The organism is Paenibacillus sp. FSL L8-0663 (assembly GCF_038008125.1).
In the GTDB taxonomy this organism is placed as follows: Bacteria; Bacillota; Bacilli; order Paenibacillales; family Paenibacillaceae; genus Paenibacillus; species Paenibacillus polymyxa_D.
Genome location: NZ_JBBOYM010000001.1, coordinates 4,598,049 through 4,610,731 on the forward strand (window position 1 = coordinate 4,598,049; position 12,683 = coordinate 4,610,731).

A 12,683-nucleotide genomic window follows, 5' to 3' on the forward strand; every position below is an offset into this window, starting at 1 on the left:
CTGGAAGGGCACGTGTTTTCGAAGATCGCTGATCTACTCAGTCGCTATTTTAAGATATTTTGTTGCAAGAAATTTAGAAAATCCCTTTGCATAGAGCCAAGAGGAAGAATTTTTTTGATTATCTTGAACCTCCAATGCTGTCCTTTAATGTTAAATGACCATATTGCAGAAGACAGATATATGGAATGATATTTTTGTTCTTGTAAATCAGCTACTTCAAATTCAACTTTCTGTACTACTTTAGTGGAAAATAGATTGAGGAAAAGGATAATAATTTTATCATTATTTAGGAGTAATATAGCTCGACTTGTCCAAGCCGAAAGGCTTTGAGGAGTTTGTTAATGAATATCATAATCAAATACCTTTCTATTTGGATGTTCAAATGAAATGACATTTTAAAGAGTATATTCCAAAATATTCAAAACTCGAATTGTTTCCAGTTGTTAATCCGTTTCATAAACTGGCCGACATGAAGCTTAATCTTATAAAACCTCTAAAAAAACACGTTATTCGCCACATTGGATTTAAGCCACAGCCATAGCCCCTCTACTGGATTTAGGTTGGGACTATAGGGCGGAAGAAAAACCAGGTGCAGGCGTAGATGTTCCTATCTCATTTGACAATATAATTAGTCTCATTTAATGTTATGAACCACATCTGGTGCCTCTTTTATCTGATATAACAAAGGAGGATAACCATTTCGAAATACCAGAACATCAGGCACATGTAACCAAAATTTTTTTCTCTAATTTTTTTGTTTTATATGGGATGGGGACTTCAACGGGTTGAACATAGTAATATAATGTTGAAACATCCACCTCTAGAAAATAATAAAATAAACACTCATTCAATGAGTGGTACTCGACAGTACGCTTCATCTTTCTACTGTGAAAACTTCCGATGATGTGAGGCCTTTGCCAGCTGATTTTATTATCTACTCTCCGTTTTGGTGAGAATTCTTGGTCTTCTTGTAGCCAGTTTTTATTATTCCACATTAAAGATTCCATGTAGAAAACCTCCCTTCCTGGTAATCAATATTACCAACCTCCAAAGCGTAAATCACTCGGCTATAATGCAATGCTAAGTTTGACTTCTGGCCCACAGTCCGTTATCAGATACGGTTGCTCGACAAGAAACACCGTGCTGAAAATGCGGTTTTCCTCTGTAGGAATATATCCCCTTCTCCTTTCGGGTAACAAATTAATTAGCTGATCTAGTTTTTATCTTTTCATAAATAAAATTAAGAATAGAGATTTTCACATGTAACCTCTAAAAAAGCGACACTACATATTTTCTGCAGCGTCGTCTCGTTAGTGTTATTTTTAATTGTTGTTTCAAAGTGTCTTATGGCAGTTATTAACCACATATAGCTTGAATTAAAAACGTCCTCAGAATATCTAAAGTAATTTAACGATACGGATTCAATTCAGACAATAATCTTTCTTATCTTTTAATAATTCATGCCTTTTATTTTCTTATAGAGCACAGTGTAAATGTATCCGGTAGATATATTTTTAGCTTCGCGGTATTGATCAATTTCTGTCATGAAGAACAAGTCCTTGTACTTCTCCGAGTATTCTACGAATCGTGTAGGTCCCGCCATAGCTCTAATGAACTTCTTTGCCCATTAGACGTCCTTGCATTTTTTTCAGCCGCTCCAGAGCTCCTTCTTCATCAATGGCCATGTCGTACATTTGGTGGGCAAGCTGGAACCCTTGATCACTGACCAGGGCTTGTTTCCATGGACGGGATATAATGGAGTGGGACAGATGTCTCGTTGAACGCGGTGCCTGCATGATCATCTCCGCAAGCTCCCATGCGCGAGGAAGAAGCTTTTCCCGGGGCAGGACTTCACTAACGATGCCCAGGTCCAAGGCGGTTTGACCATTGATATTCTTGCCGGTGTATGCGTAATATGCTGCTTTCTTGAAACCGATCATGTTCTGCAGTGTGAGCAGCATTCCATCTCCGGGAGGTGTGCCTCCCAGATAATGAGGATCAAAAAAGTCCGCGTCTTCAGTACAAATGGTAATATCGCAGAGAGTTGCGAGTTCACAGTGCGTTCCCGGCCCGTTGATCGCCCCGATGGTGGGGATGTCAATGCAGAATATCAAATTTTCAAGCAGTCTCAGCGATTCATGATACTGTTCGAGCTTCTTTTGCTTCGGCCAGTCCATAAATTTTGTATTCCAGACCTCAGGGTCCCCTATTACCCATTTATCCCCTGTTCCTGAAATAATCATTACCTCGTTCTCAGGGTCGCGGCCAATATCTGACCATGCATGGGACCATGCCGTATGGGCTTCCCAAGAATGCTTGTACGGCCCTCCGTCGGTATGCAACCGTACTTCGATGATTCCGTCACGGCGGGTCATTAATAGAAATTCCTTGTATTTCTCCGAGTACTCTTCAAATTTGGTTGGTCCAATCATACGTCTCTCTGTCATTTCAATTCCTCCTGGTTTTGTTGAGATATTATCTATTACTTTCAAGCCAATCTCTGGCGAAAGCAGCGTAAGCCGCAGCCCCTTTGTACAGCACCTCATCCGAGAACATCGTCTTTGGATGGTGCACAGGGTAACCATAGCCTTCCTCGGTATTGCCTGCGTTAAGAAATACTGAGGTACTTGGCACCGCTTGTGAGACAAATGCGAAGTCTTCCGATCCCATTAATTTCCCGCCGGGTATCAATTGGGTTATACCGATTAAGGAACTGGCGCCAAAAGTGTTTGCAATCGTAGTTCTCATTTGACGGTTAAGCCCGCTGTCCGTTTTCACCTCAGGACATCCCCTGGTATAGATCACATCCACCTTTGCCTGAAAAGTTTCTCCGATACCTGCAGAAATGTCGTGGATACGGGTTTCCATTTTGTCCCGCAATGCGGCGTTAAATGTGCGTACGCTTCCTTTCATTCTGGCCGTATCGGGAATCACGTTGTTTGTACTTCCGCCTTCCATCACGCCAATGGTAAGGACGGCACTCTCAACTGGCGGAATTTCACGGCTGAGAATACCCTGCAGCGCCAGATGAAGATGAGCAGCCACATTTAACGGATCGACCGCGGCACTCGGCATTGCTCCATGTGCACCCCTTCCGCGGATGATGATTTCGAACCAATCAGAGGAAGCTGAGATAGCTCCACCGGCCTCAGGCACTACAAATTGCCCGATAGGAATTGGCATTCCGGTCAACACATGAAGCATCATGGCTGCATCCACCTTAGGATTATCAAGAATCCCATTCTCAAGCATCATCTTTGCCCCGTGCAGAGTCTCTTCACCCGGCTGAAACATAAGCTTAACCGTCCCGCGAAGCTGCTCTTCGTTGGCCTTCAGGATCTCCGCAGCTCCGAGCAGCATGGAAGTATGCAAGTCATGACCGCATGCATGCATGTTTCCGTTCAACGACGCAAAAGAAAGCTCCGTTTCTTCTTGAATGGGCAGCCCATCCATATCCGCACGGATAAGAATCACCTTCCCGGCATGTTGTCCGCCGATCGTAACCATTAGACCTGACTCTCCTACGGGAGTAGGCTCAAGCCCCATCGACTCCAACACCTCTTTTACGTAGGCAGTTGTCCTCGGCAAACTTAAATCAAGTTCCGGAACCGCATGAAGATGATGCCTGTGCTTGACCAATTTGTCCTGCAGCTGATGGGCCATACTCAAAAAATCTCCAGCTTCTTCAATCACAATAAACATCTCCCAAAGCACAAATTGAATGAACGTAAGAACAGGGTAAACATTCCCCCCTTCATATTTTAAGACTTTTTAAGAACACTTTTATCGTACTTTTAAATCCATTAGCTGTCAAGAGAAAATAAGACATTTTAAGAACATTATTTTAGAGGCTGCCGGAACATTGAAATATCACATTTATTGTGATATAACTCTTTTGATTGAACTGTTTATGAAAGGAATCTATCATGAAAATCAAGCTGGGTATTATCACGCCTGAGACCCATATGGACTATTTCCGCGCCATTGAAGAAGAAATGCGGCCCTTATGTCAGTTCAGGTTTCTTACAATCAGTAACTTCCGGGAAACAACAGACATCTATCTCAAAAACTTAGATTCGGTGGATGGATTTGTGATCAGTGGCAGGATGCTTTACGAGTCAATCGATAAGGAATGCCTGGATGAAAAAGTACCTGTTCACATTTTGCAGGATGATGAAAACCTGCTTTACAGGGAACTTTTCCGGCTACTGGTTACAGAACCTGGGCTTGATATATCCCGGATCTATGTGGATTATGCGTATATAATCAAGTCTTTCAGCGAATTCCAGCAATACCTGACTCATGAGGGAAAGCCCATTGACAGCGGTGATCTGCTCGAACGGGTGGAGACAATGCTGGAGAACCATATCACTCTATGGGAAGACAAGAAAATAGACTTGTCCATCACCGCGTTCGGCCACTTTGTTCCAGAACTCAAAAAGCACGGAGTCAGATATATCTTAATCCGGCCCACTTTGGAAAACGTTAAAGAGACCATAAGAGAGATCATCAACGAGATTACTATCCTCAAGCTTAAGAGTCAGAGGGCAGTTGTCGCATGCTTATCGACCAGAACGGCGGATCCGCTATCTGAAGAGCAGCTTCATGAGCTAAAGGTCCTTGTCGGCAGGTTTCTGCGCAGCGTGAATCTGGCAGACACGGCCCAAATTTCGGAAGGCTTTGTCAGACTATACACCACCTACGGAAATTTCATGAAAATCACCACTAACGCGCATAACTGCACCCTACTGGAGTATCTGGAAGAGCGCATAAGCGACAAGGTGAAGATCGGGTGGGGCTCGGGACATGAATATTTTCAAGCTAACATTAACGCCACCAAAGCTCACAGACAGGCGGAAGCCTTTACGGGCAGCTGCAGCTTTTTTATAAACGAGGATCAGAAGGTTATCGGCCCAATGCGGAGCATGAATGTCATACAGTTCTCTGAACAGGGGGACCCGGAAATCATCGCGTTAGCCAAAACTATCGGAATAAACAACATCAACTTGCAAAAAATCATGTCCTATGCAGAAATCATGAGAACAAATAAATTATCCTCTGAGGATGTTGCTGGCTGCCTGTCCATGACCGTCAGAGGTGCAAACCGTATCCTTAACAAAATTGAAGAAAGTAAATACGTACAAACGGTATTTGAAAAACGAGACAACAGTAAAGGGCGACCCAAAAAATACTACGAACTGTTGTTTCTTGACAAAGAAGGGCGCAAATTAAGCAGATGACACTCATTGTTACGCTTGCCATTTCGACTTTAAATTAATGGCAAAAAAGGCACATTTTCAAAACTGAAAACGTGCCTTTTTTTTGAGCTTGATTTACCAAGCCAAATCACTTCCTGGCCGGACGACCAGCTCTGCATATGCTGCCCCCTCATCTGCGAACAGCCTAAAAACATTATTTAACTCGAATTTGTTTCTTTAACAACATGATTTGTCCGATATGATATGCATTATGAATACTCAAATTAGAAACAACTCCCCACCAAGGAGCATTAAAATATTCTGAAAGTTGTTTTGTGAGCTTTGATTCATCTGTTTCTTCTAAAATAACTCTCCAATTGCTAAATACATTCTCAAGTCTATTTAATGTTTCCTTCCAGCCTAAATCATTCAATTGATCTTGAGTCAAAGAAAATGTCTCATCATTGTTAATAGCATTATTTAATATAAATTCTCCTGCCTTAAAACGCTCAAGCCATGTTTCATTCCAATAAATAAGATGATTCACTATAGACCATATGGTTTGTTTATTGTCATTCTCAGTAACTGCTTCCGTTGCTGTTAGATCATCCAGTATATCCGCAAGAGGAATGAACCAACTCTTTTCGTTATAACATGCAGTTAATTGATCTATTAAAATTGATTTATAGGTCATCAAATGCTCCTCATCTCTTAATCGATTTAGGGTTCTTTCGGATAACGTTCCTATATTCACGACTCAGCGAATGCCGGACCCAGGACGAAAGTCCGCAGCATGAATATTATGTTAGATGTAACAGCCTACTTTGAATTACCTTCAGTCGTTCTTACAAAAAAAGAACACCAAGCCACTTCTACTTGGGTTTTCGGGGACATTGACTGTCTCATTTAGATGGTATAAACAGTCTCATTTAATAATATAATTAGTCTCAATTGATGTTATAAACCACAGCCCCGTGTTCACTCTCTTAGTTTCGTTGTCTCATGGCCTCAAATAACAGCACCGTAGAAGCCATCGCCGCGTTCAGTGATTCCGCTTGCCCCTGCATCGGAATGAATATCGACTCATCCACCATGCGCGCGGTAGCATCAGAAATACCTTGGCCTTCGTTTCCGATCACAAGCCAAGTGGAAACACGCAAATCTATGGTATAGCATGACAAGCTCGCATCCAACGAGGTGCTGAGCAAGCGGGCACCTTTACTTTTGGCCTGCGGCAAAAGCTCCTCCAGACTGCCTTCAATCACCGGCAGGTGAAACAACGATCCCATCGTGGAGCGAATCGTTTTGGGATTGTACAGGTCGGCGCAGCCATGACCCAATATTACGCCTGCGGCTCCAGCAGCGTCCGCGCTGCGGATGATGGTGCCTACATTGCCGGGGTCCTGCACCCCGTCCAGCACCATTACCAGTGCATCCGGCTGCTCCAGCAATGCCGGGAATGCGCTGCGCTCCTCCTTACGCACGATGGCAAAAACCGACTGCGGCGTCTTCGTATCGGTGCATTTTGCAATGACCGCCGCTGACACGGGAACCCATTCCACCGGCTGGTCGGCTGGATCCAGGCCATTCAGCTCGGCGGGAATGCCCTTGTCCAAATCATAGGCGACGGTTTCGACAGCCGCGTCCGAACGCAGCGCTTCCTGCACCAGATGAATACCCTCGACAATATATTTATGCTGCCGTGTGCGATGCTTTTTCTCCAGCAGTTGCGCCCACTCTTTTACACGCGCATTATTCGGTGAAATGATTTCCATTCGTTTAACCTTCCGTTTCTTTGTCCGTTTCAATAAAAATAAATGATGTATCACTTGCACTTGAACACAAGCCCTCATTAGGCTGCAAATGCCAGCTCCAGCTTGGTCAGGTCATCCTTGTGGCCCACAATGACCAGTACATCACCCGGCTCCAGACGATCCTCGGCATAAGGTGAAATGTTCATTTCCTGATTTCTGCGAATCGCCATCACATTGCAGCCGAAGCGTGCACGTATGTCTAACTCTTTCAGGTTTTTTCCAATCATGGAATCGGCGGCTCTCATCTCCAAAATACTGTAGTCCTTGGACAGCTCGATATAATCCAAAATGTTGGGGGATGTCAAATGATGGGCTACCCGTAACCCCATATCCCGTTCAGGATAAACGACTTTATCTGCACCTATCTTTTGCAACACTTTTCCATGCAGCTCATTTTGTGCCTTGACCACAAGAGCTGGTACGCCCATGTCCTTGAGAATCAATGTCGTCAGAATACTGGCCTGTATATCTTCGCCAATCGCAACTACGATTACGTCAAAATTACGGATACCCAGCGCTCGCAGCGCTTCCTCATCCGTCGAGTCGGCAGACACCGCATGCGTCACAATATTCGACATTTCCTGTGTACGCTGCTCGTCCGAGTCAATAGCCAGCACATCAAAACCCATCTCACTCAGCGCACTGGCAACACTGGAACCAAAACGTCCCATGCCAATAACCGCATACTGTTTTTTTGCCATTCCTTCTTTACCTCCCGATCACCATACTGTCCGTCATAGTATAGCATATCATGCTACAAACATAAATTTTGACATACTTATGCCAAATGCTTCTCCATGTATACTGGACAACAGCCCAAGCCATAATACATTCGATCACTACTACAACATACGGGAGGTACACATGCCCATTACAATGGATTTACGACAAGCAATTGTTCACAAAGTACACGGCAAATCAGAAGCTGATCTTACGGATATGATTATTGGGTCAGTGGACGGACCTGAAGCCGCTCTGCCTGGATTGGGTGTCATTCTTGAAATCGCTTGGAAGCATATGAGCCCAAATCAACAGCACGATTTCGTCCATTTGGCACATGAACAAATCGATAAAATCAAACCCGTGCCTTTAACCTAGCTCTAGCTATTTAACTTTTTGTTCCAATTTAATTGTGCTCATTATTTTACCCGTATTCGAAAATGAAAATAGTCCACTCGCATTCACATCGAGTGGACTATTCGTTGTATACACTAAATGACTGAGATCAAACTGTTCTGCTTATTCAATCTTACGGAGCCATTTCTAGAAACTTAGCTGTCGGGTTTTTCTCCATAGCCGTACGCATGGCATACTCGTTTTCGAACAAGGCGACATAATTGCCCTTCTTATCCTTTACCAGCGTAGAGTTAATACGGAACTTGCTCGGGTCAATCTGCTCATCCACAATCCAACGTGCAAATTGGAATGGCATACGCTGAAGCTGTACATCAACTCCATACTCACCCTTCATGCGGTACTCAAATACTTCAAATTGCAGTTGGCCGACAACACCTAATAGCGTATCGTCAAAGCTTACCGTACGGAAAACCTGAATCATACCTTCCTCGGTCAACTGGTCAATACCCTTCAGATACTGTTTGTGCTTCAAGGCATTTTTCACCGTTACCTTGGCAAAAATCTCAGGCGAGAAGGTCGGCAATTCATCAAACACAACCTCGCTACCTTGGCTGAGTGAATCACCAATACGGAAAATACCCGGGTCAAACAATCCAATAATATCGCCAGGAAAAGCCTCCTCAACAATATCACGGTCCTGTGCCAGGAACTGCTGTGGCTGAGACAGCTTTATCTCCTTGCCCATCCGTACATGCTTAACACTCATCCCGCGTTGAAACTTACCAGACACAATACGCAAAAATGCAATACGGTCACGGTGAGCCGGGTTCATGTTCGCTTGAATTTTAAATACATAGCCAGTAAACTTTTCGTTTGTTGGTTCAATTTCCCCAGCTGTACTACGGCGTGGCTCCGGTTTAGGAGCAAGCTGAAGGAAGTTTTCCAAAAATGTTTGTACACCAAAATTATTAATCGCACTGCCGAAGAATACCGGTGTTAATTCTCCGCGCTGTACTTTCTCCATGTCAAAAGGGTCACCCGCGACATCAAGCAACTCCAAGTCTTGGCATAATTGGTCATGCAAATATTCGCCCGCCATCTCACGAATGATCGGATCATTGTAATCTTCCACTTTTTGTACTTTAATCGTGGAATGGTCATCTCCCTGAAACAGCTCGACCTGATTTTTGACACGGTCATAGACACCGCACAGCTCGCGTCCTGTACCAATCGGCCAATTCATAGGCACCGAACGGATGCCAAGTACCTGCTCCAACTCCTCCATCAAATCAAAAGGACTGCGTCCCTCACGATCCAGTTTGTTAATGAAGGTGAAAATCGGAATTCCACGCTTCGCACAAACTTGAAACAGCTTAATCGTTTGCGCTTCCACACCTTTCGCTACGTCAATCAGCATGACTGCACTATCTGCTGCTGTTAATGTACGATACGTGTCTTCACTGAAATCCTGGTGACCTGGCGTGTCCAGAATGTTGATGCGGTGACCATTATAATCAAATTGCATCACTGAGGATGTTACAGAGATCCCCCGCTGTTTTTCAATCTCCATCCAGTCACTCGTGGCGTGTTTGCTTGCTTTACGCGCTTTAACTGAACCAGCAAGACGAATCGCGCCCCCGAACAGCAGCAGCTTTTCCGTCAGTGTCGTTTTACCCGCATCCGGGTGAGAAATAATCGCAAACGTACGCCGTTTGTCGACTTCCTGTTGAAGTATATCTGTTGTTTTACTCATTTCACATATCCCTTCATGATCAAATCCATTGCATTCCTGCTCAAGCTATTCATAAAAAGGCCATGATGCACGCCTGTTTTCATAAAATCATCGGCTCATTGCCGTTAGCCCCATTATTCGGCGTACCCCGTTACCATATTCATTATAAATACGATCTATTTACATGTTTTAGCCTGCCTTTAACCTATAATCAGTTGCAAACTGAAAACCTGAGACTAAGCTATTATAGCACACTCCGAACGCAAAGCATCCCCTTACGTCCTAAACAGGACATAGGGGGATGCAGGACAAAACGGGATTACTGAACGCCGCCTACTCGCCAGATGACATTATCTTCATCCTGACCGCTAACCGGCCACCACTTGAAGCCATCCTGCTCCAATAGCTTGTGTGCACCTTCCGGTCCCCATGAGCCTGCAGCATAGGTTTCCAGCGTATCCGGGGTCTGCTGCCATGCTTTGGCGATTCGATCGACGAATCCCCATGCCGTGGCAACCTCATCCCAACGCGTGAAGTACGTCGAATCACCCTCAATGGCATCCATCAGCAACCGTTCATAAGCCTCCGGTGAGTTGATACCCACCATACAGCTTTGGCAAAAATCCATAGCCAATGGCTCAATATCTGATTCCGAGCCAGGTTTCTTGGCATTAATTTTAATGTAAATGCCCTCCATTGGATTGACCCGAATGACGAGCAAGTTCGGTTCCAGCTTATGCTTTTGACCGAGGTACACGTTCGTTGGCATGCTCTTAAATTCCACAACAATCTCCGTTGTTTTTACAGGGAGACGTTTGCCCGTACGAATATAGAATGGTACGCCAGCCCAACGGAAATTATCAACAAACACGCGTGAAGCAAAATAAGTCTCTGTGTTTGACTGTGGATCAACCTTGTCTTCTTGGCGATATCCCGGCAACTGCTGACCGCGATAACTGCCTTCGATGTATTGACCACGCACCACATTGGTTTTCACATCGTCAGACGTTTCAAAAGGGCGCAGCGAACGCAGCACTTTCACCTTTTCATCACGGATATCCTCAGGCAACAAACGACTAGGTGGCTCCATCGCAATCATCGTTAGCATTTGCAGCATATGGTTCTGTCCCATATCCCGCAAGGCGCCGGAATGATCGTAGTAACCTCCGCGTTCCTCCACCCCTACCGTTTCACTAAGCGTAATTTGCACATTGGCAATATGCTTATTATTCCACAGTGGTTCAAAGAAGGCGTTCGCGAAGCGGATCACCTCAATATTTTGTACCATTTCCTTGCCAAGATAGTGATCAATCCGATAAATTTCTTCTTCGGCAAATACTTCTCGTATTTCAACGTTCAATTCTTGTGCAGATTCGAGGTTATAACCGAATGGCTTCTCAATGACAAGACGATTCCACCCTTTTCCATCCATCATGCCGCCATCTTTCAAACTCTTAGACACGCTTCCGAATAATTCAGGAGCCAAGGCCAAATAAAACAACCGATTTCCCGGTATGTTAAACTTGCTTTCTATAGACTCCGTCTGCTGTCTCAACTCATGGAACCCTTCGACATTGTTGATATCAAGCGATTTATATTCAAAATGCTCGGCAAATGCCTGCCAATCTTGATCATTTTCTGCTTTGTAGCGACTAAACTCCTGTATGGAAGCGTACAGGTCATTACGGAATTCTTCCTCTGTGCGAGGACGCCTTGCTACGCCAATAACGGCAAAATCCTCAGCAAGCTTGCCTTCGCGGTACAAGCTGTAAATAGCAGGAAAAAGCTTGCGACGAGCCAAATCGCCCGTAGCGCCAAAAATAAACAGAACTGCGCCTTGCGTCACAACAGATTCTTTAGCAGGTATGTCAGCCATGTAGTACCTCATTCTTCCCATGTCAAGATTCCGCAATCCACAATCCCCGAAATCCGCATGTAGTATTGTGTATATTTATACAAGATCATACTTGATTTTCGAAAAACATGGAACTAAAGATTTGATGATATTTTAGCATATCCTCCATGGATAAGCTATCCGATGAATCATCAATTTACCTTATAAGTCAGTATTCAATCGTGATGAGCGGAAAACCGAGCGTTATACGTGTATCCTGTTGCTCCTTATCTTCATGTACAGCCATCTGCATCTGGACCTGATGCTCACCGCTTTGAATCATTAACGGCAGCTCTGGAGCTTCATAGGATATAGCCACAGTAGTCGCATCCGTATATCTTTCTTTGGCCTGCATGGAGATGTTCCCTGTTAAGCTCGCTTCTGTCAGTTTCAACAGTTGATCTTTGGATTCCTTTGTATGCAGCGAACGCTGAAGGGCCGTGTTCCACTGCGCTTGAATCCCCATAGACTTTAATTGCTCAGCACAGAGTTTATGAAGCTGAATCAACTGCTCACGTCCTGCATCGTTGCTCTCCAGTTGAACGACTACATACCATTGCCCAGTTTGACGTTCCATTACATTTAAGCGGATTTTTAGATCCTCACTATTACGAACAGAACGATAAACCGTGTGTCCATTTTCCACGAGTTTGTTTACTGTGGGTATATTCAGCTGATCAGCTATCTGTGCCGCCACATCTGCTGGCTCTTCATGATTAGAAATCCAATCGCCTTGCCACTTCACAACCAGCTTATCCAACGTACCCGGGGTCTGAGCCGAGATGATTAACAATGAGCGTAAAGCCGTTTCTGCCTCGCGGGAGTCATTTCGGTTTGTCTGAAGGGTTCCGTAACGCCAGCCAGCTAGTACCAGCACCGTTCCTAATACCAAAATTGCAATAATCCCCTTTTTAATCAGCTTTGCTTTTAACATTATCGTTCCCCCCGCTCCACAACCATCCGATTCC

At 44.5% G+C, this 12,683-nt stretch carries 11 protein-coding genes and 1 pseudogene; 2 read left to right on the forward strand and 10 right to left on the reverse strand.

What is annotated here, in order from left to right; translation table 11 throughout:
- Positions 1 to 493: 493 nt before the first annotated feature.
- The 4 genes from MKY75_RS20320 to MKY75_RS20335 all read right to left on the reverse strand — a co-directional run bounded on the left by MKY75_RS20320 (position 494) and on the right by MKY75_RS20335 (position 3,702).
- Positions 494 to 595 (reverse strand): transposase, encoded by a 102-nt coding sequence (locus MKY75_RS20320; protein WP_081317620.1) that lies wholly within the window; start codon positions 593 to 595, stop codon positions 494 to 496.
- Between the two features lie 121 nt (positions 596 to 716).
- Positions 717 to 1,007, reverse strand: coding sequence for a hypothetical protein (locus tag MKY75_RS20325; protein ID WP_318628421.1), 291 nt, complete (start codon positions 1,005 to 1,007; stop codon positions 717 to 719).
- 600 nt (positions 1,008 to 1,607) lie between these two features.
- The gene (locus tag MKY75_RS20330) at positions 1,608 to 2,447 is read right to left on the reverse strand and encodes an enoyl-CoA hydratase/isomerase family protein (RefSeq protein ID WP_029518183.1); all 840 of its coding nucleotides are present in this window, start codon (positions 2,445 to 2,447) and stop codon (positions 1,608 to 1,610) included.
- 28 nt (positions 2,448 to 2,475) lie between these two features.
- Positions 2,476 to 3,702 (reverse strand): M20 metallopeptidase family protein, encoded by a 1,227-nt coding sequence (locus MKY75_RS20335; RefSeq protein ID WP_340887109.1) that lies wholly within the window; start codon positions 3,700 to 3,702, stop codon positions 2,476 to 2,478.
- Between the two features lie 224 nt (positions 3,703 to 3,926).
- On the opposite strand from MKY75_RS20335, the gene MKY75_RS20340 reads away from it, so the two are divergent.
- Positions 3,927 to 5,240 carry a hypothetical protein gene (locus tag MKY75_RS20340; RefSeq protein WP_029518181.1) on the forward strand — a complete coding sequence of 438 codons (1,314 nt, stop codon included), beginning with the start codon at positions 3,927 to 3,929 and terminating at the stop codon, positions 5,238 to 5,240.
- 172 nt (positions 5,241 to 5,412) lie between these two features.
- Here MKY75_RS20340 and MKY75_RS20345 read toward each other — a convergent pair whose 3' ends face one another.
- From MKY75_RS20345 to MKY75_RS20355, 3 genes and pseudogenes are all read right to left on the reverse strand, one after another.
- A complete protein-coding gene (locus MKY75_RS20345) occupies positions 5,413 to 5,892 on the reverse strand; it encodes a DinB family protein (protein ID WP_340886364.1) in 480 nt (159 codons plus the stop codon).
- A gap of 292 nt (positions 5,893 to 6,184) precedes the next feature.
- Positions 6,185 to 6,973, reverse strand: coding sequence for a TrmH family RNA methyltransferase (locus tag MKY75_RS20350; protein ID WP_165148842.1), 789 nt, complete (start codon positions 6,971 to 6,973; stop codon positions 6,185 to 6,187).
- 77 nt (positions 6,974 to 7,050) lie between these two features.
- A pseudogene (locus MKY75_RS20355) lies at positions 7,051 to 7,716 on the reverse strand (potassium channel family protein); the annotation flags it as partial.
- 160 nt (positions 7,717 to 7,876) lie between these two features.
- Between MKY75_RS20355 and MKY75_RS20360 the strand changes: the two are divergent.
- The gene (locus MKY75_RS20360) at positions 7,877 to 8,110 is read left to right on the forward strand and encodes a small acid-soluble spore protein SspI (protein ID WP_016819939.1); all 234 of its coding nucleotides are present in this window, start codon (positions 7,877 to 7,879) and stop codon (positions 8,108 to 8,110) included.
- 151 nt (positions 8,111 to 8,261) lie between these two features.
- Here MKY75_RS20360 and MKY75_RS20365 read toward each other — a convergent pair whose 3' ends face one another.
- The 3 genes from MKY75_RS20365 to MKY75_RS20375 all read right to left on the reverse strand — a co-directional run bounded on the left by MKY75_RS20365 (position 8,262) and on the right by MKY75_RS20375 (position 12,649).
- Positions 8,262 to 9,842, reverse strand: coding sequence for a peptide chain release factor 3 (locus MKY75_RS20365; protein WP_029518174.1), 1,581 nt, complete (start codon positions 9,840 to 9,842; stop codon positions 8,262 to 8,264).
- Positions 9,843 to 10,140: 298 nt separating this feature from the next.
- A complete protein-coding gene (zwf, locus tag MKY75_RS20370; RefSeq protein WP_029518173.1) occupies positions 10,141 to 11,697 on the reverse strand; it encodes a glucose-6-phosphate dehydrogenase in 1,557 nt (518 codons plus the stop codon).
- Between the two features lie 187 nt (positions 11,698 to 11,884).
- Positions 11,885 to 12,649, reverse strand: a complete 765-nt coding sequence (locus MKY75_RS20375; RefSeq protein WP_165148447.1) for a YwmB family TATA-box binding protein — start codon at positions 12,647 to 12,649, stop codon at positions 11,885 to 11,887.
- Between the last annotated feature and the right edge of the window lie 34 nt (positions 12,650 to 12,683).

What these genes read in the sequence shown, in the direction of transcription:
- MKY75_RS20325 (WP_318628421.1), bottom strand. Translation starts at nt 1,007, where the DNA reads ATGGAATCTTTAATGTGGAATAATAAAAACTGGCTACAAGAAGACCAA.
- MKY75_RS20330 (WP_029518183.1), bottom strand. Translation starts at nt 2,447, where the DNA reads ATGACAGAGAGACGTATGATTGGACCAACCAAATTTGAAGAGTACTCG.
- MKY75_RS20335 (WP_340887109.1), bottom strand. Translation starts at nt 3,702, where the DNA reads ATGTTTATTGTGATTGAAGAAGCTGGAGATTTTTTGAGTATGGCCCAT.
- MKY75_RS20340 (WP_029518181.1), top strand. Translation starts at nt 3,927, where the DNA reads ATGAAAATCAAGCTGGGTATTATCACGCCTGAGACCCATATGGACTAT.
- MKY75_RS20345 (WP_340886364.1), bottom strand. Translation starts at nt 5,892, where the DNA reads ATGACCTATAAATCAATTTTAATAGATCAATTAACTGCATGTTATAAC.
- MKY75_RS20350 (WP_165148842.1), bottom strand. Translation starts at nt 6,973, where the DNA reads ATGGAAATCATTTCACCGAATAATGCGCGTGTAAAAGAGTGGGCGCAA.
- MKY75_RS20360 (WP_016819939.1), top strand. Translation starts at nt 7,877, where the DNA reads ATGCCCATTACAATGGATTTACGACAAGCAATTGTTCACAAAGTACAC.
- MKY75_RS20365 (WP_029518174.1), bottom strand. Translation starts at nt 9,842, where the DNA reads ATGAGTAAAACAACAGATATACTTCAACAGGAAGTCGACAAACGGCGT.
- zwf (WP_029518173.1), bottom strand. Translation starts at nt 11,697, where the DNA reads ATGGCTGACATACCTGCTAAAGAATCTGTTGTGACGCAAGGCGCAGTT.
- MKY75_RS20375 (WP_165148447.1), bottom strand. Translation starts at nt 12,649, where the DNA reads ATGTTAAAAGCAAAGCTGATTAAAAAGGGGATTATTGCAATTTTGGTA.